This is a genomic window from Pantanalinema rosaneae CENA516, assembly GCF_050753385.1.
Classification (GTDB): domain Bacteria; phylum Cyanobacteriota; class Cyanobacteriia; order Leptolyngbyales; family Leptolyngbyaceae; genus Pantanalinema; species Pantanalinema rosaneae.
Genome location: NZ_JBLZFZ010000063.1, coordinates 17,011 through 39,826, shown reverse-complemented (window position 1 = coordinate 39,826; position 22,816 = coordinate 17,011). Strand labels below are relative to the sequence as shown.

Annotated in this window: 17 protein-coding genes; 11 read left to right on the top strand and 6 right to left on the bottom strand. The window is 51.2% G+C overall.

The genetic code is table 11. From position 1 onward, the window contains the following. Positions 1–108: 108 nt before the first annotated feature. Positions 109–747 carry a DUF1449 domain-containing protein gene (locus tag ACN4EK_RS26555; protein ID WP_431661313.1) on the bottom strand — a complete coding sequence of 213 codons (639 nt, stop codon included), beginning with the start codon at positions 745–747 and terminating at the stop codon, positions 109–111. Positions 748–916: 169 nt separating this feature from the next. On the opposite strand from ACN4EK_RS26555, the gene ACN4EK_RS26550 reads away from it, so the two are divergent. After that, complete coding sequence (locus ACN4EK_RS26550) at positions 917–2,701, top strand: N-acetylmuramoyl-L-alanine amidase (RefSeq protein ID WP_431661312.1); 1,785 nt, start codon at positions 917–919, stop codon at positions 2,699–2,701. Then, positions 2,698–3,801: a bifunctional diaminohydroxyphosphoribosylaminopyrimidine deaminase/5-amino-6-(5-phosphoribosylamino)uracil reductase RibD gene (gene ribD / locus ACN4EK_RS26545; protein WP_431661311.1), complete on the top strand. Its 1,104-nt coding sequence runs from the start codon at positions 2,698–2,700 to the stop codon at positions 3,799–3,801. The genes ACN4EK_RS26550 and ribD overlap by 4 nt, the downstream gene beginning before the upstream one ends. Positions 3,802–3,808: 7 nt before the next feature. Here the strand turns inward: ribD and ACN4EK_RS26540 are convergent, their stop codons facing one another. Continuing rightward, a complete protein-coding gene (locus tag ACN4EK_RS26540) occupies positions 3,809–4,264 on the bottom strand; it encodes a DUF29 domain-containing protein (RefSeq protein WP_431661310.1) in 456 nt (151 codons plus the stop codon). Positions 4,265–4,291: 27 nt separating this feature from the next. Continuing rightward, the gene (locus ACN4EK_RS26535) at positions 4,292–5,473 is read right to left on the bottom strand and encodes a glycosyltransferase family 4 protein (RefSeq protein WP_431661309.1); all 1,182 of its coding nucleotides are present in this window, start codon (positions 5,471–5,473) and stop codon (positions 4,292–4,294) included. Between the two features lie 20 nt (positions 5,474–5,493). Between ACN4EK_RS26535 and ACN4EK_RS26530 the strand changes: the two genes are divergently transcribed. The 5 genes from ACN4EK_RS26530 (at position 5,494) to ACN4EK_RS26510 (ending at position 10,517) form a co-directional block, all read left to right on the top strand. Next, on the top strand, positions 5,494–6,438 hold the full coding sequence (locus tag ACN4EK_RS26530) for a glycosyltransferase family 2 protein (RefSeq protein ID WP_431661308.1): 945 nt from the start codon (positions 5,494–5,496) through the stop codon (positions 6,436–6,438). A 476-nt stretch (positions 6,439–6,914) separates the two neighbouring features. Further along, positions 6,915–7,706, top strand: a complete 792-nt coding sequence (gene rpsB, locus ACN4EK_RS26525) for a 30S ribosomal protein S2 (protein WP_431661307.1) — start codon at positions 6,915–6,917, stop codon at positions 7,704–7,706. A gap of 112 nt (positions 7,707–7,818) precedes the next feature. Continuing rightward, a complete protein-coding gene (gene tsf / locus ACN4EK_RS26520; protein ID WP_431661306.1) occupies positions 7,819–8,610 on the top strand; it encodes a translation elongation factor Ts in 792 nt (263 codons plus the stop codon). A gap of 126 nt (positions 8,611–8,736) precedes the next feature. Next, positions 8,737–8,886, top strand: a complete 150-nt coding sequence (locus ACN4EK_RS26515) for a hypothetical protein (RefSeq protein ID WP_431661305.1) — start codon at positions 8,737–8,739, stop codon at positions 8,884–8,886. Positions 8,887–9,020: 134 nt separating this feature from the next. Then, a complete protein-coding gene (locus tag ACN4EK_RS26510; protein WP_431661304.1) occupies positions 9,021–10,517 on the top strand; it encodes a site-2 protease family protein in 1,497 nt (498 codons plus the stop codon). A gap of 206 nt (positions 10,518–10,723) precedes the next feature. Here the strand turns inward: ACN4EK_RS26510 and ACN4EK_RS26505 are convergent, their stop codons facing one another. Continuing rightward, entirely contained in the window at positions 10,724–12,997 is a 2,274-nt protein-coding gene (locus ACN4EK_RS26505; RefSeq protein WP_431661303.1) for an FG-GAP repeat domain-containing protein, read from the bottom strand. An 823-nt stretch (positions 12,998–13,820) separates the two neighbouring features. Here ACN4EK_RS26505 and ACN4EK_RS26500 point away from each other — a divergent pair. From ACN4EK_RS26500 to ACN4EK_RS26490, 3 genes are all read left to right on the top strand, one after another. Next, positions 13,821–16,412, top strand: coding sequence for a tetratricopeptide repeat protein (locus ACN4EK_RS26500; protein WP_431661302.1), 2,592 nt, complete (start codon positions 13,821–13,823; stop codon positions 16,410–16,412). Positions 16,413–16,695: 283 nt separating this feature from the next. After that, a complete protein-coding gene (locus tag ACN4EK_RS26495) occupies positions 16,696–17,673 on the top strand; it encodes a DUF3747 domain-containing protein (protein WP_431661301.1) in 978 nt (325 codons plus the stop codon). Between the two features lie 87 nt (positions 17,674–17,760). After that, the gene (locus tag ACN4EK_RS26490) at positions 17,761–20,976 is read left to right on the top strand and encodes an alpha-mannosidase (protein WP_431661299.1); all 3,216 of its coding nucleotides are present in this window, start codon (positions 17,761–17,763) and stop codon (positions 20,974–20,976) included. Between the two features lie 90 nt (positions 20,977–21,066). On the opposite strand, the gene psbN is transcribed toward ACN4EK_RS26490, so the two are convergent. Next, entirely contained in the window at positions 21,067–21,198 is a 132-nt protein-coding gene (psbN, locus tag ACN4EK_RS26485; RefSeq protein ID WP_431661298.1) for a photosystem II reaction center protein PsbN, read from the bottom strand. Between the two features lie 82 nt (positions 21,199–21,280). Between psbN and psbH the strand changes: the two genes are divergently transcribed. Further along, positions 21,281–21,484, top strand: a complete 204-nt coding sequence (gene psbH, locus ACN4EK_RS26480) for a photosystem II reaction center phosphoprotein PsbH (protein WP_431661297.1) — start codon at positions 21,281–21,283, stop codon at positions 21,482–21,484. 156 nt (positions 21,485–21,640) lie between these two features. On the opposite strand, the gene fabI is transcribed toward psbH, so the two are convergent. Continuing rightward, positions 21,641–22,441, bottom strand: coding sequence for an enoyl-ACP reductase FabI (gene fabI / locus ACN4EK_RS26475; protein ID WP_431661296.1), 801 nt, complete (start codon positions 22,439–22,441; stop codon positions 21,641–21,643). Positions 22,442–22,816 lie beyond the last annotated feature (375 nt).

Below are 22,816 nucleotides of genomic sequence, written 5' to 3'. Positions count from 1 at the left end.
AGATGTGTATAAGAGACAGGGGTAAGGATTGGATGAGGGTGAGCCAGAACAGCATAGGGATTTCCTGTAATCAATACAATTTGGCAAAAGATGATCGGGAACTGAAAATTAGGAGTCGGATGGAGGGGGATTATTGAACCAGCGATCGCTGTCAGCACTATCTTTAGCAATTACGAGATAGTAGGATCCCTGGCGATCGATCACCACAACTTTGTCGCCGCGTCGGGGGATGGTAGTAGCCCAGTCGGGTAAAACGGTGGCAATGCTAACTAAGTTTCGGGCAGGATCGAGGACATCCACTTGGGCAATGCGGTTTTCTTGACTGTGATGCAGACTGGCAGAACTGACGGTGCCAATGCAGCCAATCAAGCGATCGCTGCTGGCATCTTCGCCAAACTGAGCAAATACCTTGCCGACTGGACGCGCAATCAGACTGCCAAGGGTCAATGACAGGAACAGTGTGGTAGCCAGAACGAAGCCACTCCACAAGCCAGCCGGAACCTGCCCGATCGCCACTCCCACCACGACATTCAGCAGCCAGCCCAGGACACCAATCAGGCTGAGATCGGTTGCTAACAATAACACTAAGGGTGCTTTGCCAAATCCCAACCAAGCCAGGATCTGGGTGGCGCTGAAGTCGCTATCCGTTTCGGCATCCAGATCGAGCAACCCCTGATCGACATCGGCATCCAGGTCATCGTCGCCGCCCCCTGTGAGAATGACGGTCAGAAATAAAAGGATTCCCATCCCCAGGAAAATCCAATAGGGTAGGTTCATCAGGCTAAATAACATACAGCACCGGATGCGTCGATTCACATCCACGTTAGCCGCGATCGTCTATCTCAGGGGGGAGATTGCGAAAATTTTTAATGAATCATGTGTTAACAATAACTATGCACTTGGTTGGCGATCGTTCATGAACCGTTTTCCTTTCATCCCAATTTCTGCCACTTTATTACCGTTGGTGGGCGCGTTTACCTGCGGTCAATCAGCCGTGATGGCTCAATCGGCGTTGCATCTGGCCTATCCACCCAACAACCATGAGACAACAGCGAGCCAAATTTTTTTAATTGGGACGGCTCCTCCCAGCGGGACAGTGCGGGTGAATGGTCAGACGATCGCGCGGAGTAGTGCCGGACATTTTGCTCCCAGCTTTCCGCTACAGTTGGGAACCAATCAGTTCACACTAAACTATGGCAACCAGCAAATGCAGTTGACGGTAATCCGCTTGCCTGCTGAACCGCCTACCCCGGTCGGAGCGACCTTTGCCCCCGATTCCATCACCCCTGCCGTGGATCTGGCGCGATTACCGAATGAGCCGATTTGCTTTAGTGCGATCGCTCCAGCGAATGCAACGGTGTCCGTAAAGTTAGTAGACCAAACGATTCCTCTAGAGTTTCAACCACAACGTAACTTACCCCCGAATAGTGCGGTGTTGACCGGGCAAAATCAACCGGTTGCCACTTCTGCTGGTAAGTTTCAGGGTTGTGTGCGAACGGTTTTATTAGGAGACTTGGGCAAGCCAGAGTTTCAATTAGCGTTGGGCGATCGCCGCAATAGCCAGGTTGCTCCTGGTAGTATCCGGATTCTGTCGCCGGAACAGCTAGAAGTGGCAGAAGTCACCGCCGAAGCCGGAACCGCTCGTACAGGTCCGAGTACCGATTATTCGCGTCTGACTCCACTCCCCAAAGGCACTCAAGCGGTGATCACGGGCATGGAAGGCGATTGGCTGCGGTTAGATTACGGTGCCTGGATTCGGCGGAGCGAAGTGCAAATTCGCAAAACCTCCGTACCACCCAATTCCTTAATCCGTAGTGTCAAAGCTAGACAGGTGGGTGATTGGACAGAGGTGGTGTTTCCCCTGCAAGTGCCTGTGCCTGTGAGTGTGCAGCAGGGCGATCGCAGCTTTACCCTGACGTTGCATAACACCACTGCTCAGACCGACACGATTAAACTAGATGATGATCCATTGATCTCCCGCCTCGATTGGCAGCAAACGGCTCCCGGACAGGTGGAATACAAATTTAATCTGAAAACGACTCAACAATGGGGCTACACGTTGCGCTATGAGGGCACTAGCCTGGTATTGTCGCTGAAACATCCACCCAAGGTTAACCGGGGAGCGACCAACTCTAAAACGGCACTAGCGGGAGTCAAAATTCTGCTGGATCCGGGACACGGCGGGGAGGAAGATACGGGCGCGACGAGTCCCACGGGCTATCCAGAGAAGGATATGACGTTAATCATGTCCAAGTTAGTCCGCGATCGCCTGGTGCAACGGGGGGCAACGGTGGTGATGACGCGGGAAGCAGATATCGATGTGCCTCTACAAGATCGGGTGAACCTGATCCAAAAAACGCAACCCGCGATCGCGCTCAGTGTGCATTACAATGCTTTGCCCGATGATGGTGATGCGCTCAAAACCCAGGGAGTGTCAGCCTTTTGGTATCATGCCCAGGCTCATAGTCTGGCAGTGTTTTTGCACAACTATTTGGTCAAGACGCTCAATCGTCCGTCTGATGGGGTGTTTTGGAATAATCTGGCATTAACTCGTCCGGCGAATACACCATCGGTGTTGCTGGAACTTGGCTTTATGATTAATCCCACCGAGTTCGAGTGGATTATGAATCCCCAGGAACAACAACGGTTAGCCACAGCGATCGCGGATGGCATCACGGAATGGGTACGGCAAGCGAAATGAGTGACCCTATTAACTCCTATCCACTAGAGGATGCTGCCATGATGCGGCGGTGTCTGGAATTGGCGCGGCAGGCGTTAGGCAAAACGGCTCCCAATCCGTTAGTCGGTTCTGTGGTTGTGCAGGATGGGGTAGTTGTTGGCGAAGGCTTCCATCCGGCGGCGGGACAGCCCCATGCGGAGGTATTTGCGCTGCGACAGGCGGGCGATCGGGCAAAGGGGGCAACCCTGTATGTGAATCTGGAACCCTGTAACCACTATGGACGGACTCCTCCCTGTTCGGAGGCGGTGATTGCGGCGGGAGTCGATCGCGTGGTGGTGGGGATGGTTGACCCGAATCCCCAGGTGGCAGGGACAGGAATAGCGCGGTTGCGATCGGCTGGCATCGAAGTAACAGTTGGGGTGGAGGAAGCCGCCTGTCAGGAATTGAATGAGGCGTTTGTCTACCGGATTCAACATTACTCTCCCCTGGGGATTCTCAAGTATGCGATGACGCTGGATGGCAAAATTGCCACGACGACGGGACATAGTGCCTGGGTGACGAGTCCGGCTGCCCGATCGCTGGTGCATCAACTCCGGGTGGCGTGTGATGCGGTCGTAGTGGGAGGTAACACCGTCCGGCAGGATAATCCGTTGTTAACCAGTCGCCAGGAGTCACCTACCCCGTTACGAGTGGTAATGAGCCGATCGCTCGATTTACCGACAGAGGCTCAGTTATGGAATACGGCGATCGCTCCTACCCTGGTGGTCACGGCTCCGGGAACTCGACCGGAGAGGCAAACCATCTTGCAACAACAAGGTGTAGAAATTCTCGAACTTGATCCCCTGACTCCCGCCGCGTTAATGGCAGAGTTTTACGATCGGGGGTTTCTCAGTGTCCTGTGGGAATGTGGCGGCAATTTAGCTGCCCAGGCGATTGCGGATGGTTCTATTCAAAAGGTGATGGCGTTCATTGCCCCGAAAATAATTGGCGGCAGTACGGCTCCGTCTCCAGTGGGCGATCTCGGTTTAACGGAAATGACGCAAGCGAAAAGGTTGGAACGACTGAAATGGCGAACGATCGGTGAGGATCTTCTGATTGAAGGGAATTTAGTAGCTGAGTAGTGCCTCTCTACTCCGGTAAAAAGCTGGCATCAAGGATTTGCTCTGAGGCGTAAGGACAGCCGACTGGAAATGTCGCGATCGGTAATTCCGTTTCATCTGCGGCTTGTTCGCGAGCATTTTCGTAACACTCTGCCAATACCTCTTGCAAATAAGGCACTAAACTCGGTGAATCATTTAAATCATCATTGATTCGTCGCCGATGCTCCCGCATACTGCCTCGCCAACTCCCAGAGCGGCAGTCTGGTTGATATTGCCATTTCAGCAAATGGAGCAGCACCACAATGAGATTACTTTTCAGGCTTTTGCGCTCTCGCCGTGACATCTCCTCAATTTCCTCAATCAGGTTTGCCCAATCGACGGCAGCGTAATTTTGAGTTCGCAGTTGCTCCACTGTTGTCTCAACCCAATGCACAAAGTCGGTTTGATAGAGATTGGTTTGATTAGCGTGTAGTTCGGCTGTCATCGATCGTTTTGCCTGAAACACCTGACTTCATTCTAAAGCCAGGGCTCTTTGGATCACGGCGATCGTCTCTGCGACCATCCGTTCTTCCCGAAACAGGTTGGCGGCGCGTTGATGGCACACTTGTCCGATCTGCTGTCGTAAGGCAGCATCCCTACCCCAGACTTGTAAGGTTTGAACTAACTCGCGAATCATGGCTTGCGGATCAAAAATTGGTGCAGTGAGTAATTTCCCGGTGTCTCCCAAACCTTCGGGAATACCACTGACCGAGGAAGCCGCGACAGGTAAACCTTTAGCCATTGCTTCCATCATGGCTAGTGGCAAACCCTCGGATTCGGATGACAACACAAAAATATCGCTGGCATCCAGCCAATCGTTAATGTCCTCCAGTTCTCCCAGAAACTTGACGCGATCGCTCACTCCTGCCTGATTCACCCATTGCTTCAAGTGGTCTTCTAACGTCCCTTTGCCTGCCCAAGCAAAGTAGAGATTTTCCCAGACTGGGAGTTGCTTGAGTTGCTTAATTGCCGCGATTTGATACTGATAGCCTTTGATAATATCTAACCGAGCAGCCGTGAAACAGACCACAGCCTCCGACGGAATCCCCCATTGTTGCCGCAACCGCGATCGCACCTCGGGCTGGGCTGGCTCAAAGTAGTAGGAGGGTCGCCCACAATAAATCACTTGACCTTTATCGGGGGCGAGTCCGAATAGTTTACGCAGTAATTCCAGATTGTTCTGAGATACCGCAATTACCGCTTTCGCTGCGATATATTGCTGTGCCAGTTCCGCGTAGGCTTGGGGCACTTCCTTCGGTTTAATTGGATGCACCAGATGTTCCACAATGATCAAAGGAATGCCTAACTGAATCGCCGATCGCTTAACAAAAAAATTCGCTACCGGGCCGCCATTACTGGCAATCACCAGATCCGGTTTGGCTTCCTGAATCACGCGATCGGCATCTGCCGCCTTGGCGGACTCTAACCAAATGTGACGGATGCCCATCTGTTTCTGGGGCTGGGCAAACCAATCCGCTCGCTGGCGAGTTTGCTCCATGCCCACGGAACCAAACATCTCGACTAACGAGTCGGGAATATCCTGCACATAGGTTAGCTGATACCCTAGAGTAGCCAGCGCCCCCAAAATCGAGTGGTTGTAATGCAAAATACCGCCGATCGCGGGAGAAGCGTAAAGCAAAATGTGCTGTGTCACGTTAGTCCAGGGGAAACAGTGTGTTTTTCAGTGTGGTGATTCCAACCTACAACCGCCAACCGATTTTAGAAAAATGTTTGCGGGTTCTAGAGCAGCAGCACTATCAGTCTGCCCAAATCACTGGCTATGAAGTCGTTGTCGTGGATGATGGTTCTACTGACAAGACGGTGGAATGGTTGCAAACCCATGCCCAAGAACTGCCCCATGTCCGGTTATTTTTACAGGATCATCAGGGTCCTGCCGCTGCTCGAAATTTAGGTGTCCAAAAAGCGTTGGGTGACACGATTATTTTCATTGATAGTGATCTGGTTGTCACGCCCAACTTTCTCCAGGCCCATGCCGATGCTTTGATCAATGGTCAACGATCGCTGGGGCACGATCGCATCTTTACCTACGGCTGGGTGATCAATACTTGCAACTTTGATGATCCCACTTCGGAACCGTTTAAAGTGACGGACTATTCTCGCGCCTACTTCGCGACCGGGAATGTGGCGATCGCTCGGAAATGGTTAGAACAAGCGGGATTGTTTGATACTCGCTTTCAACTCTATGGCTGGGAAGATCTGGAACTCGGAGTCCGGCTCAAGCAATTGGATTTAACTCTGATTAAATGCCCCGAAGCCGTCGGCTATCACTGGCATCCACCTTTCACCCTGGATCAACTGCCTCGCTTGATTGATAAGGAGATTCAACGTGGCAGAATGGGGGTGTTGTTCTACCAAAAACATCCCACCTGGGAAGTCCGGATGATGATCCAGATGACCTGGCTCCACCGTATCCTTTGGGGGGTATTGTCCTTAGGGGGCTGGCTGAACGAACGCACGATGGCTCCCTTGTTGCAATGGCTGATTGATCGCGGCAAACCGCAGTTAGCCTTAGAAGTTGCCCGAATTTTCCTCAATTGGTATAACGTTCAGGGCGTGTATGACGCTTACGCCGAACTGCGATCGCTGAAACAGGTTTAGCAAGTGTTCCGCTTGCTGTGTTACCCTGGAAAAGTTGTCTAAATTCACACATCCAGGCTTTCGGGTGTTTTTTAGTGATTTTTAGCTGTGGAGAAGAAGGTGTAGTCTTGCTGATTATCAGCCTGATTGCCCCCCTAGCCCCCCAACGTTGGGGGGAACTAGAGGCGATCAAAGTCCCCCAGGATTGGGGGATTTAGAGGGCGTTTGAAAAGTCACAATCGTTATCTGAACTGCCCCCCTAACCCCCCAATTCTGGGGGGAACCGGATTCAAAGTCCCCCAGAATTGGGGGATTTAGGGGGCTAGTGCAATCGTTTTGATACTTTTAAAACATCCTCTTAGGGGGCGGTCTGCTTGGCTCAGCTTCATTCTGAGATTCGGTAACATCTATGTTTCTGATTCGCTCCCAGCTAATCATAAAATCGCTAACAGCTACCTGGATGGAGGATTAACCCGAACACAGGAGTTCAAATCAATATGCCAGTTGTTTCGTTGGCTCAATTGCTCGAGTCAGGGGTTCACTTTGGGCACCAAACCCGCCGCTGGAACCCCAAAATGGATCCCTATATCTACACGGCTCGGAATGGGGTTCACATCATTGACCTGGTTCAGACTGCCAAGTTAATGGACGATGCTTATAACTACGTCCGGACGGCATCTGAACAAGGCAAAAAGTTTCTGTTTATTGGTACTAAGCGGCAAGCTGCCGGAATTGTGGCACAGGAAGCCAGCCGTTGTGGTTCCTACTATGTCAACCAACGCTGGTTGGGCGGTATGTTGACCAACTGGGTGACGATTAAAACCCGGGTCGATCGCTTGAAGGAACTGGAACGCCGGGAAGAAACCGGAGCGCTGGATCTGCTGCCGAAGAAAGAAGCGTCGATGCTGCGGCGGGAACTGGAGAAACTGCAAAAGTATCTGGGTGGCATTAAAGCCATGCGGAAGATTCCCGATATCGTGGTGATTGTGGATCAACGGCGGGAATATAATGCAGTGCAGGAATGTCAGAAGCTGGGGCTTCCGATCGTCTCCCTGCTAGATACCAACTGCGATCCAGATTTGGTGGATATCCCCATTCCAGCCAACGACGATGCCATTCGGTCGATTAAGCTAATCGTGGGCAAGTTGGCTGATGCGATCTATGAAGGTCGGCATGGTCAACCTGACATGGAAGATGATTACGAAGATTACGATGGGGCTGAAGAGGAGTACGAGTACGATGAGACCGACTCCTACAGCGGCGATGACGAAGACGAATCGGAAGAGTAGCCATTCGTGGGTTGTCAGTAATCAATAAGTTGATGAGTGATGAGTTGATCCCCAACGCCATCACTCATCTTGGTTGGGAAATTGCTCACAACGAACTAGGAATTTAAGAGACATGGCGGACATCTCAGCAAAATTAGTCAAAGAACTGCGCGAAAAAACCGGCGCAGGCATGATGGATTGCAAAAAGGCTTTGACGGAAACCGACGGTGACATTGAAAAAGCTGCCGAGTGGCTCCGCAAGAAAGGGATCTCGTCTGCTGAGAAGAAGGCAGGCAAAGTCACCGCAGAAGGGTTAGTCGATAGTTACATCCATACCGGTGGTCGCATTGGGGTGTTGGTGGAAGTCAACTGCCAAACCGATTTCGTGGCTCGCAACGAAGATTTCAAAACCCTGGTCAGCGACATTGCCAAGCAGGTTGCGGCTTGCCCCCAGGTGGAATACGTCAAGGTTAGCGATATTCCTGCTTCTCTGGTGGAGAAAGAGAAAGCGATCGAAATGGGTAAGGATGACCTGGCTAACAAGCCGGAAAACATGCGCGAGAAAATCGTGCAAGGTCGGATCGATAAGCGCCTGAAAGAGCTGTGCTTGTTAGATCAGCCCTATATCCGCGATCAAAATCTCACAGTTGAAGAACTGGTGAAACAGTACATCTCTAAACTGGGCGAAAACATCCAAATTCGTCGGTTTGTCCGATTCGTGCTGGGTGAAGGTATCGAGCGGGAGGAAACCGATTTCGCAGCAGAGGTGGCAGCCCAAATGGGTGTGAAGACCGAAGAAGCTCCGGCGGCTGAACCTGCGGCAGCAGAACCCTTAGCTGAAGCAGAACCAGCCGCAGAACCCGCTAAGGCAGAAGCCAAGAAAGACAGCGGTAAGAAAGATGGCGGCAAGAAAAAGAAAAAATAGTCGCTAATTATGAGGATGGTTAAAACGTTAGAAGTGCTACTTGGAACTGCCCCCCTAGCCCCCCAATTCTGGGGGGAACTGGCTTAGGCTTGAAAGTCCCCCAGAATTGGGGGATTTAGGGGGCGAATGCAAAGTACTTTAGATACTTTTCAACTATTCTCTAAGGCTCTAAAGTTTGTTTTAGCGATCGAGGCAGGTTTAAACTCTTGCCTCGATTCTTTTATGGAGCATTGGGTGACTCGATTGAGCGATCGAGACTATGGCGGTTTACTTTAAGCCGAAAACCCTACCTGTTTGGGCATGTTTGAACGCTCTGATTCGGGTAGAGTTAAATAGGGATAACTTCCTATAAAGAATGATGAACTTCTGTTAGCGAACAGAGTTTCTGTGAAGTTTGGGAGAGTTTGGGCATGATCACGGCGTTAACAGTACTGCTGGCACTCGGCTTTCTAGCTTGGGGATTTTTCCGCGCTAAACCGTTTGGCAAGTTAGGCATTCTTGCCTGGTTACAGTCTGTCGTCTTAATGGCTCCCTGGCTCTTATTCTTCACTCTCTTCGCGGCGGGCATCTATCTAAATCTCATCGGTGTTCTGTTCTTATTCCTGCTTTCGACTGGGTTATACATCTACCTGGGCAATCGCTTGCGAGCAATGGGGCAGGATGTTTTGCTCTCCCGACGAGCCGCCGCCATGGCAGAAGCTGCAAAGGAATCGGCACAACCAAATGCTGCAACGGACACTGAATCTAGCCAATCTCAATCAACTACTGCGACAACCCTACAGGAACCGGATGTCGTTCCCTTGCCAGCAGAAGATCTGAAAGCGATTCAAGGCATTTTTGGCTTAGATACGTTCTTCGCCACTGAAACCATTCCCTATCAGGAAGGCGCGATTTTCCGGGGAAATCTGCGGGGAGAACCGGAGGCTGCCTATACTCGCCTATCTACTAGCTTGCAGGAACGCTTGGGCGATCGCTATCGCTTGTATCTGGTGGAAAATCAGGATGGTAAGCCAGTGGTGATTATTCTGCCAAGTACCCGCGATCCTAAGCCGATGACCCTGTTCCAAAAGGGATTTGCGGTGGTGCTGTTGCTGGTGACGATCGCCTCCTGTATGGAAAGTGCCAGTGTGATGCTGGGCTTTGATCTGCTGGAATCCCCCGATAAATTCATGGCAACTGTGCCGATCGCCCTGGGACTGCTGGGTGTGTTATTCGCCCATGAACTGGGGCACTGGATCATGGCACGCCGCTATCAGGTTAAACTCAGCTATCCGTTCTTCATTCCTAGTATTCCGATCGGCTCCTATGGGGCGCTAACTCGGTTTGATTCTCTGTTGCCCAACCGCAATGTCCTGTTTGATATTGCCTTTGCGGGGCCAGCGGTCGGTGGCTTGATTTCGTTGGCAATGCTGATGACGGGCTTGTTGCTATCCCACGAAGGCAGTTTATTCCAGGTGCCCTCTGAATTCTTCCAGGGATCCATTTTGGTCGGAACTCTCACCCGTGTGGTGTTACAAGAGTCCTTACAGCAACCGATCGTCGATGTCCATCCCTTAGTAGTGTTGGGTTGGCTGGGGTTAGTGATTAATGCCCTGAATCTCATGCCTGCCGGACAGTTAGATGGTGGACGGATTGTGCAATCGATCTATGGTCGCAAAATTGCCGGACGGACGACGATCGGGACATTGATCATTCTCGGTTTAGCCTCCCTGGTGAACCCATTGGCATTGTACTGGGCGATTTTGGTGTTGTTCTTGCAACGCGACCTGGAACGCCCCAGTTTGAATGAATTGACTGAACCCGATGATGCGAGAGCGGCATTAGGCTTGCTAGCCTTGTTTTTAATGATTGTCACATTACTGCCATTGACCCCTGCTCTCGCCGGTCGCTTGGGAATTGGCTCTTAGGAATGAGAACTCATTAATTTCGATATTTTCTTGTACGGGCGAACAGCCGTTCGCCCCTTCAGAGGACAAAATATCCGGTCTTATTTATATGATCCTTATTAACTCGACTTTAGACTAAATGCAATTTTCCGCTATATGTAAGGGCGAATGACCGTTCGCCCCTCCTAAATATGGGGTATTTTTTGAATTGGTCTAAACTTCAGTTATTAACTGAAGGCGATCGCATCAGTGAGATTGGTGATGCCAGCCCCATTGAGGGTAAATACCTGCCCAGTGCAGATAAAACAGCTACAGCCTGCTTGGGGTGGGGCGGCTCCGGCAGTTGGCAATTGAGTGGCTTCAGGGGTTGAATTGGTGGTTAGGCTGGTTGCTGTCGTATCATTAATCCCAACGATCGTGTAACCGCTATCGGCAAGTAACGCCCGATCGATCAGGCTAGGTTCGTACAGGTTATATAACCAACCGTAGGACATGATGGATTGGATGGAGGGGGCAGGGTGTTGCAGATCGGCTTGGAGTGTCACATAGTTACCTCCATTCGCCGTTCTGGAGTAGCCTCCCTGCCCATCCCATCCCAGAAAAATGCCATTGCTGCGATCGACACGGTTGTAGCCGATCCAGTTCATGCCTAATAGCCCCAGAGTGTGACCAATTTCATGCAGGACGATTTGATACAGTTGCCATAGTCCTACGGCGCTTTCGTCCGTAAAGACGGCGGTATTGATGGCAATCTGACCCACCCGTGGCATTGGGTCTGTGACACCTGGATAGTAGTTGGGCACCCACCCACCAAATTGATACTCGGGGCTGCCGAAGCCGCCTTCAGGGGCACCGGGTTGTAAGTTATTCACAAATACAACTAAATCATCGACGATGCGCTTGGTGTCAAAGGTGGAGGTGCGGGGGCCAGAACTATCCATGCGGGCGATCGCGGTGCTGCCGGTGGCATTTAACTGTAAACTAGCCCATTCATTGGCAATCAATGCTGCCCAATCGTTAGCGGCTTTTTGGGCAACGGCTTGTCGAGTGGCATTCCAGAAGCCGGAGGTGTCATTGCGGAAGTCCAGATCGATATTAAAGCGGGTCGGATCGGGCGCATAGGTATTGTAAATTGTGCCCAGGTCATAAACTCCTGTGCCAACGAAGCCGCCTGTAAGGCTATAGCTAATGGTGTTGCCTGTGAGGCGATGATCACTACTGCCATCTACCTCGGCAATCAACCGTACCGTTCGGGCTTGATTCCAGTCCGTTGGGGTGAAGGTGATGGCATTTTGAGTCCCGTTCGCTATATTGCCATCTGCATCCACCACCAGGAAATCTCCGGTCGTGAAGGTCAGCGTTACGTTTGTGGTGGGAGCCTCGTTTAACTGAATCTGAAAACTGCCAGCATCCCCTTCCTGCCGGGAAAAGGATAGCTGACTGAGGCTGACTAAGCTGGATGGCGTGGAGAGGTCCTGTAATGCCAAACTGCCAGGATGACTCAGGGCATTCTTACCGGATAAAGCCGGAGCCGCCGAAATTGCCAGGGAGCGATCGTAGGTCAGACCATTCATTACCCAGATCCCCAGCGCTCCAGAGGTGTGTGATTGCCAGAGCAGATCAGGCTTGCCGTCACCATCAAAATCTCCAGTGCCTTGAAGTTCCCAGGTGATATCTGCTGATGGTAACAAATGCATACTAGAAACGGCGGTGCCATTCATCAACCAGATGAAATTTTCGCCAGTCAGGTTATTGCGCCACAGCACATCAACTTGCCCATCCTGGTTAAAATCGGCAACTCCGTGGATTTTGAGGTTGCTCCCAACGACGTTGGGTAAATTAACGGATTCGATCAGGGTGGTACCATTCATCAACCAAATGCCATTGGCTCCAGTGGTGTAATCACGCCAGACCAAATCTGGATGCCCATCTCCGTTGAAATCTCCTATGCCATGAATCCGCCAGTGGGTTGGGACTGGATCGCCGATCGTGACCGTGGAGAGGAGAGTGCTACCCTGCATTAACCAGACTTCGTTACTGCCAGTTTCAGCATGTCGCCACAGGATATCGGAATAACCATCGCCGTTAAAATCACTTGTTCCTTGAATGCGCCAATTCGGATCGGCAACGGGAGTTAATTCTAGGAAACAGGTCACCGTTGTCCCGTTCATTAACCAAACCAGATTCTGTCCAGTTGTATAGTCGCGCCACAGTAAGTCAACATTGCCATCTTGATTAAAGTCACCGTGTAACTTCGATGCTGATGGTGATTGGACTACTGGCGAGTCGATAGTTGGAGGGTCACTGGCGATGACGGTATCTGCGGCATCCGTGGAAATGGTGCTACTGGATTGAGATTGAGAGAGCCAATCAGCAGCGCCAGAAAATCCCCCAAAGGGTGTTGGTCGTAACCCTGAACCAGCCGTAGGTGGCACGATCGTCCGCGATCGTAAACAGGGTTGCAGAGGGTCAACGTAATTAGGAGATTTCACTGGCATCATGACAGTTCAACAGGGTATATTTTTGTACTTAGCGTCTCATATAGCCGTCTAAAAAATAGCCTATTCAGCGATATTACCGAGAAGCTTTATGTAATCTTTATTCTTACAGAAATGGGTTATTCAAAATTTCATCAACGCCACTATCGAAGAGGGTAAGAAGAAATTGATCGAAGGAAAATTAATATTTCTTCTTAAATACAGAGTAGATTCAGGCTCGATTGTCCGATTGATATTTGGATCACATAACTGCTAATAAACTAGCGGTTTAAACACAGGAACTCCTGCAAAAACTAATCGGCATCACGCTGTGAATAACCTGCAATGATGCAGATTGGCGTTAACTGTAATTGAACTGAAATCTGGTGATACACCTATATCGAGGGATGAATTAGCTACCCCGGTAATGCCAGTTCACATCCTAGAAAGGGATTTATCTTTAGGTTGATGCCCCAGATAGCAACCAAACATGGCTGAACACTGTGATGAAGAGAAGCTGCCATAAACTTGATACTTATTCCTCTTATAGCCGAGTTTGCAGCGAATGTCTACATTAAAAGATTTTTTACTGGATTGTTATGGGTTCTCTCTGTCTATTGCTCCGTTTGAATCCCCCTTCTAAGTAATTTCTCGGAACTCATAGTGGGTCTTTACTGTAATTCTAGGAATAGGTGGGAGTAGTTACGGATGATGCAACTTTCACATCCCTGTTACTAAATAGTGGTGTTGGCTGAGTAAACTATTGTCACTGCACCCATCATCGTCACGGTTAGAGATCGCTAGCGCTACTGTTCCATCGCCTCATACTCGGAAGAATTCATCACCTATGTTGGGTAAAGTCATTGGGAGTCGCTACCAAATTACCCGTCACCTGGGGGGCGGTGGTTTCGGTCAGACCTATCTGGCTGAGGATTTTCACCTGCCAGGAAATCCTCAGTGTGTGGTCAAGCAGTTGAAGCCACGAACCGACGACCCAGAGGCACTGCAAGCTGCCAGACGGTTATTTAATACGGAGGCGGAAGTGCTCTATACCCTGGGGAGCCATGACCAGATTCCCCGGTTATTTGCTCACTTTGAAGAAAATCAGGAATTCTATCTGGTTCAAGAATTTATTCAAGGGGAGGTCTTGAGCCAGGAGTTGAAAGCTTGCCGAGTGTTCACTGAATCGGAAGTAGTTCAGTTATTACAGGAAGTTCTGACGGTACTGGAATTTGTGCATCAACAACAGGTGGTGCATCGGGATATTAAGCCCTCTAATTTGATTCGTCGCCACGGCGATCGCCGCATGATCTTGATTGATTTTGGGGCAGTCAAACAAATTAGTATGCCGGGGGCAGAGGCGCAAAGCTCAGACACACTCACGATCGCAGTCGGTTCCTCAGGGTATATGCCGAGTGAGCAATTGGCAGGCAAACCCCGCTTTAGTAGTGATATTTATGCCGTGGGCATGCTGGCAATTCAGTGTTTGACCGGAATTAATCCCAAAAAATTGCCGGAGGATCCGAAAACGGGGGAAATTGTTTGGCGCGATCGCACAAAGGTAAGCGCCAAGCTGGCAGATATTCTGGATCAGATGGTGCGCTATGACTTTCGTCAGCGTTATCCCTCGGCGCAGGAAGCCTTAGCTGCGTTGCAGCCCTTAACCCATGTCACAACGGTTGCTACCTTGTTAGCGGAACCCATTCTGGTCAGTATGGATGGGCATCTCGCCTGGTTAGAGCGGGGGGATGAATTGTTCCAGTTGCAACGCTACAAAGAAGCGGTGTCTGCCTACGATAAAGTGATCCAGGCGCAGCCGCAGGATTATGTTGCCTGGTTCAAGCGGGGGTTATCCCTGGAAAATTTGCGCTGCTATGAGGATGCCGTGGCTTCCTACGATCGCGTGGTGCATCTGCAACCCGATGATTACCTGGCGTGGTACAAGCTAGGAGTTGCCTTAGATTTGCTCCAGCGCTACCAAAACGCTCTCCAGGCTTACGATCGCGTTGTGGAACTGCAACCGGATAATTACTGGGCATGGCACGATCGCGGTAAGACGCTGGAAAGTATGCAGCAATTTGAGGATGCCGTAGCCTCCTACGATCGAGCGGTGCAGCTCAAGCCAGATTTCCAACTGGCGATCGCTAGCCGTAAGCGGGTGTTGAGTAATCTCAAACAGGTCGATACCTTATATCACCTGCAACACTATGATGAGGCGGTGGCTTCCTGCGATCGCGCCATTCAACAAAATCCAGAGGATACGTTGGCGTGGTTAATGCGGGGTATGGCGATGGAAAACCTGCAACGGTATGACGAAGCGATCGCCGCCTATGAACAGGTGGTGAGTATTCAACCGGATGATCATGTTGCCTGGTTTAAGCAAGGAACGGTGTTAGAACAGTTGCAACGCTATGACGAGGCGCTAGCGGCTTATCACAAGGTTGTGCAATTACAGCCCGATAACTACTGGGCATGGTACGACCGGGGGCGGTTGCTAGAGAGTTTGCAACAGGTCGAGGAAGCGATCGCTTGTTACGATCGGGTGGTGCAACTGAAGCCCGACTTTCAAGCGGCGGTTGAAGCTCGGACTCGGGTATTAAAACAATTGCATCATAGTGTAATTGCTGTTGCCGACGAAGAGGATGACGAAACGGTCTTCTCCAGTGCCTCTGGCGATTATTCCAGTCCAACGTCCAAAATGTTGCTGCTGAAGCGAGGAATTCCGGCAATTTCACCAACATCCGCGCCTCCAGAACCGGCGGTTGCTCATCCTGTGCCAACTTCGGAAGACACGACTACGGTACGATCGCTGCCACGGACTGAACCAACGCGAGTCTTGATGTCTCCTGGTCGGGTAGAGGAACGGACGGTGATCCGGCAACCAGCACTGGAGCCGAGCGATCCCACAACGATTACAACGGTCAAGCCGGGAAATGCTGAGGCGACGAAGGACTATTGGGTGTGGTTTCAGAAAGGACGGGCTTTAGAAAAACTGCAACGGTATGCTGAGGCGTTAGCGGCTTACGATCGCGCGAGCCAGATCCGCACCGATGACCCGGATCTCTGGCGGTGGCGAGGGAATGTGCTGTACACCTTAGGACACTATGAGGAAGCGGTAGAGTCCTACAACCAGGCGATTCAACTGAAGCCGGATAGTGCGGATTTTTGGTGTTGCCTCGGTGGCTCATTAGCCCGATTAAAGCGTTACCAGGATGCCTTAATTGCCTTCGATCGCGCCATTCAACTGCGTCCCAATCGGCATAACCTCTGGCATTGGCGGGGACGCGTCCTGCGGGAACTTCAGCGCTATCCGGAAGCCTTACAATCCTTTGAGCAAGCGATCGCCATCAAGCCGGATTTTCAACCTGCGGCGAACGATCGCGATCGGTTACAGAAGCAACTCCAACGAGTCAGCACCCAACAGAATTTACCTGTTTAAAGCTGGCAAATTAAAGCTGGCAAACTCTCCCCAATCAGCAGATCTATAGGGCTTGCTGAGCAATTCCCATTAGCGATCGCCGCAACATGAGAGTGATCAAAGGGCGGTTTTCGGGTATGCTATGCCTCTACAGGGTCTAGATGGTTAACAGAATTTGGTGATCTGCATCTAGCCAGGTAGACAGTTTCCAAACTGTCACATTGTAGAAAACTTTTTTAGTTCCCGCCGCGTCATGGCAGACATCAGTACACGACAGAGGTATCGACCTCATTCATCAACTACCATGAACACTTCATCCAGAGTGACAGTAGCCGCACTGGCTACTTTGACCGCAGCATCGTTTGGCAATGTTTCCCCCGCATCGGCAGCAGGCATGTTCGGTCAGCAGGAAGTCGATCAGAATAAGTTTGCGTTGATTGCTTCCCCATATTCCAATGGTACTGCGCATCAGCTTCTTATTGTAGAACAGATCAGTAATGCCCGTCCATGCTGGAGTGAGAGTCCGGCTGGCTCCGTGACGGCGATCAATCCCTTGTTAACCGAGTTTGACTTTACTAATATCTGTGGTCGCAGCATTGACAGTAATGGCTACTCCCTGCGGGCAGCCGGGGAGGATCAAAACTGGAAGTATAGCCTGCGCGTGGCAAAGAGAGATAACGATATTCTGTTGCTCGGAACTCCAACCAGCGATCGCTCGGCTCCCGAATTGTTAATTGGTCGGGTACGGGGTAATACGAATGGGTTTGCCAAAATCCATCTAGAACCGGGATGGCGACTGACCAAGCGGGTCTATAACGGTAGCGCTTTGGGGCACATTTACTTAACGAATGACCAGACGATCGCTAGTCTGAATGCCTCTGCTTTAGCCGTTAGACCCCCGATTACAACGCCTACACTGCCAACTACTCCGGTGAAGCCACCCACCCCAACTCCAACTCAGCCGACCAATCCGCCGGTTGTCACCCAGCCCGTCACCCCCTCGCCCGTAACAGGTAAACCGATCACCCAGCCGCCGACGGTTCCTCCTGTATCGAGCAAGCCAGTGACCCAGCCGCCAACGGTTCCTCCCGTGTCGAGCAACCCGGTGACACAACCGCCGACCGCTACTAACCCAACTCAGCCTCAGGCTGAAGCGAAGAAGTATCCCTGGTGGCAGTTCTGGAATTGGGGCAAACAACAGGTACAACCGACTTCCACCCAAACCGCTGCTCCCAGGGTACTGAGCCCGGTCGTTGTGCCGACTGTTCCCGTGAATAACTAGGGGGATGGCATCATTGTTGCAACTGGCAGCGGCAGCCGCATGATGAGATTGCGCCTCGATCGAAGGACTAGATGAGTGGAATGCCTTGTGGCTGTTATCCTTTGGGTGGCAACCAAGGCATTCTTTCCTGTGTGTAAGTTGAACGATTCGGATTCCTCGCTGACAACCCAAATTACGACAACGCTGGAGCAACTGCGGCAGCTAACCCAAACCAGCGTCCAAACGGGCTGGCGCTATTGGCAGGGTGATTTGCCAGTGGCAGAGGCAACCTGCTCTGAGCATTGGTCAACCTGGACAACCGCGACTCTCAACGCGAGAGATCATCTGCCCTGGGACAAAGGACGACAGGTGCGCTGGTTTACTCAAGTCATTACCGTTCCGGCGGCGTTACAAGGGTATCCCCTGGAGGGGCTATGCCTGCGGTTGGCGCTCTTGTGGTGGGCAGAAGTCGCTCAGGTGTATGTCAATGGTGAGCTAGTACAGGAGGGAGACTTATTTGATTGTGCGCCTCGCTTATTGCTGAGTCCTCAGGTCAAGCCCGGAGAGACGATCGCGATCGCGCTGCGGTTAGTCAGTCCCAATCATGATGATGGGGCATTAATGAAATCGGTCTGCCATTATGAGGCTCCGGATGCAGAGCAGCCTCTGGAACCGAGTTTTGTTGCCAATGAATTTGCCGTACTCCATCGGTTTCTAGACCAGTTTGTGCCGGAACAATTACCTGAATTCGCTACAGTCCTGGAGCAAATTCCCTGGTCTACACTCAATTCTGCTTCCAGTTCTCGGCAAGCCTTTGATCAAGGGTTAGCGGAGTTACGCCGATCGCTTCAACCCCTGGCGGCTCCGCTCAAACAACGACAGATCAAACTTTTAGGACATGCTCATCTGGATATGGCATGGCTGTGGCCTTTGCAGGAAACCTGGCATGTGGCGGAACAAACCTTTCGATCGGTGCTTTCCCTGCAACCCAACTTTCCAGAACTGATTTTCTGTCACTCCACTCCAGCGTTGTATGAGTGGATCGAACTAAATCGCCCCGAGCTATTTGCCCAAATTCAAGCCCAGGTGAAAGCGGGAACTTGGGAAATTGTCGCCGGATTCTGGATTGAGCCAGAGTTGAACCTGATTAGCGGCGAGTCGATGGTGCGGCAGTTGCTCTATGGACAGCGTTATATCGAAGCCAAGTTTGGTGCGGTATGCCCGATCGCCTGGGTGCCGGATACCTTCGGATTCTCCTGGCAATTGCCCCAACTTTTGACTCAAGCGGGGGTGGAATACTTTGTCACCCAAAAACTGCGCTGGAACGATACTACTAAATTTCCCTATGACTGGTTTTGGTGGCAAGCTCCCGATGGTAGCCGCATCTTGAGTTTGATGTCAGCCCCGATCGGTGACGGCATTGATCCGATTAAAATGACCGACTTTGCCTGGAATTGGGAAACCAAAACCGGAATTCCCGATTCCCTCTGGCTACCCGGAGTGGGTGATCATGGTGGTGGGCCAACCCGCGACATGCTAGAAGTCGCCCGTCGTTGGCAACACTCCCCCTTCTTCCCCGACATTGAATTCACTACTGCCCTCAACTACCTACAATCTCTCCCCGTATCTTCTCCTACCTCCCTATCCTCCCCATCTCCCCCATCTTCCCTCCCCCTCTGGAACTCCGAACTCTACCTGGAATACCATCGCGGCTGCTACACCACCCATGCCGATCAAAAGCAATGGAATCGTCATGCCGAAACCTTGCTGTACTCCGCCGAACTCTGGGCAGCCTTAGCGACCTTCGCGATCGCCACTCCCTATCCCAAAGCTGAATTAGAACAAGCTTGGAAACTGGTGTTACTGAATCAGTTCCATGACATTCTGCCCGGTTCCTCGATGACTCAGGTGTTTGTGGATGCAGAGCAAGATTGGTTGGCGGCGGAACGGCTAGGATCAGAAATTCTCTACAGTGGGTTAACCGCGATCGCGCAACGAATCACTTTACCTGAGCCACCCCATCCCGAAGCCCGACCGATCGTGGTGTTTAATTCGCTGAACTGGACACGATCGCATGTGATTGAACTGCCCGTCGCTTTAAAGACTCAGGTATTGGGTGTTTACGATTCGGAAGGTCAACCCGTTGTCTGTGAGCAGACGGCAACGGGTGAGTGGCTATTCTGGGCGGATCAGATTCCCGCGATCGGCTATCGGCTATTTTGGTGGCGATCGTCATCCCAACCATCAGTCAATTTACCCACCCTGACTGTTCCAGAAACATTTGTTTTAGAGAATGAAGCGCTCCGAGTAGAGGTGAATTCTGAAACGGGTGATTTAGCCAGCGTCTGGGACAAACTGGCTCAACGAGACGTGTTAAGTGGGGCAGGCAACCAGCTCCAAGCCTTTGAGGATTACGGTCAGTATTGGGATGCCTGGAATATTGACCCTAACTATGCCCAGCATCCCCTACCACCCACTAAATTACAGAGTATGCAATGGCTGGAACGGGGAACGCTGCGATCGCGCTTGCGTGTAGTCCGGCAATTAGGCAACTCGATCTTTGAGCAAGACTATGTGCTGGACGCTGGCTCACCCTGTCTGAAAATTGCGACGCAGGTCGATTGGCAGGAACGGCATGTGTTGGTGAAAGCGGCATTTCCCCTGACAGTAACGGCCGAGATGGCAACCTACGAAATTCCCTGTGCGGCAATTCAGCGATCGACCAATCCCCAAACCGATCGAGAAGCGGCTCAGTGGGAGGCTCCGGCATTGCGCTGGGTCGATTTAAGTGATGGTGATTATGGAGTCAGCCTGTTAAACGACTGTAAATATGGCTATGATGCTCAACCGCATCAACTTCGCCTGACGTTGTTACGGGGTTCGGAGTGGCCGGATCCGGAAGCCGATCAGGGACATCACAGCTTTACCTATGCCCTCTATCCCCATGCGGGAAGTTGGCAAGCCGCACATACCGTTCGGCAGGGTTATGAATTGAATCTACCCTTACAAGCGATCGCTGTGAAGGATCAGAAGTCCGCGATCGCTCCATCCTTATCTCCTGTAAGTTCATTCCTCGATTTGGCAGGCGACTCGCTCATCCTGATGGCATTCAAACAAGCGGAAGCCGTTCCCGATGAATGGGTCTTACGCTGTTATGAGGCGCATGGTCAGGAGGTCGAGTTGCAGGTTCATAGTGATCTTAAATTGCAGTTAGGGCAGCCTGTGGATCTGCTGGAACGGGCGATCGCTCCTCAAACAAGTCAGGGGCAAACCACTGTGGTTCCCCCCTGGAAAATTGTCAGTTTTAAGGTGATTCAGGCATAATCTGGGAGCGTTGGGGGAGGCAGGGGCATGAAGGGCCGGGTTTATCCCCGTGAGCCGGATAGCCGTGGTTTCCCCTAACGCTGAACCTGCTTAGTCTTCATGATCTTCAAAGGGATCATCTAAATTTTTGGCAGGAGGCCCAAACGCGGTATAGATGGCATATCCCGTTAGACCCACCAGGACGGCACAGATCGAAATATTAAGAGCTATTGCAGGTTCCATGCGTGAGAAAAATTATGAGTACCTTACCCCTATAATGTTACGAAGAATAACAAATTCTGTCGAGCTTAATCATAGGTGACTCATGGCACAGCGGACTCGGTTGGGAGACATTCTGCGTCCCCTGAATTCTGAATACGGTAAAGTTGCTCCTGGTTGGGGAACCACTCCCGTGATGGCAACGTTCATGGCGCTATTTTTTGTCTTTTTGCTGATTATTCTGCAAATCTATAACTCCTCTCTGCTGCTCAACGACTTTAGTGTTGATTGGCGCAGCATTGGTGGCTAAACCGATTTAGTTCACAACTGAAGCACTGTTTATTTAACTTGCCCCGGTTCTGCCGGGGTTTTTTGTGGTCAGAAGATTTCTGAATATTTACATGCGATCGCTGGGATGCATAAATCTTAAACACCCCAGCGAGTTTACTCATATTTAGCCGATGACCTATGCCATGCCTAAGATTTCGTAGCCCGCATCGACATAAAGGATCTGCCCGGTAATGCCGCTTGCCAGATCGCTACACAGGAAGGCAGCCGTGTTGCCCACTTCTGTCTGCGTCACGGTTCGGCGGAGGGGTGCCACTTCCTCAACGTGGTGGATCATATCCAGAATGCCGCCGACGGCTGAAGAAGCTAACGTCCGAATCGGTCCTGCCGAGATGCCATTCACCCGGATATTTTGGGGACCCAGATCAGCCGCGAGATACCGCACACTCATTTCTAATCCGGCTTTAGCGATCCCCATCACGTTGTAGTTGGGGATCACCCGCACTCCACCCAGATAAGTCAGGGTTACGACACTGCCCCCTTCGGTCATTAAAGGCTTGGCGGCAGCACAGAGTTTCACCAAGGAGTAAGTGCTGATGTCCATTGCCAGCGCAAAACCATCGCGGGAGGTTTCGACGAAGCCACCGGACAAGTCATCTTTATTGGCAAAGGCGAGGCAGTGAATCAGAATGTCTACCTTGCTCCACTTTTCCCGCACCGTATCGAAGGTAGCCTGAATTTGAGCATCATCCTGAACGTTGCAGGGGACAAAGAGGCTGGGCTGTAATGGTTCCACCAGATCGGCAACTTTCTTTTCCATCTTGCCCTTCTCATCCGGGAGGTAAGTCACCCCGATGTTGGCTCCGGCCTGGTGAAGTTGCTGGGCAATGCCCCAGGCGATCGAGCGGTTATTCGCAATCCCTGTAACCAGGGCGTTTTTTCCTGTCAAATCCAGCATGGCGATCGGTACTTTATGCAATGATTAAGCGCACCTATGAGAATACTCAAAGATGGGGTACAACGGTAGCAGATCTGATCATTCAGATGTTCTGAATGCCACCATTCTGCCGTTGGTTGCTGATCTCAGGTAGCGACGCAATCCAGTTGCCCTCAAGCGATCGCGGAATTTTTCTGACACAGGCTAAAATCCTCAATAAAATTGGGATAATTCCTTCTAAGCTGGTTGCATCGGAGGGCGATTGACTCAATTTAGTTAGCGAACGAACGAAATACTTCTGACCGGAAGTAATTTTGTAGCAAATGGCACAAAAAACCACTGTGAAGTAAGTTTAAGTGTTCTAAGTTACAGATCTGTTTAGTAAACCTCACCGTTGTTATCTGGGCAACGTTCATC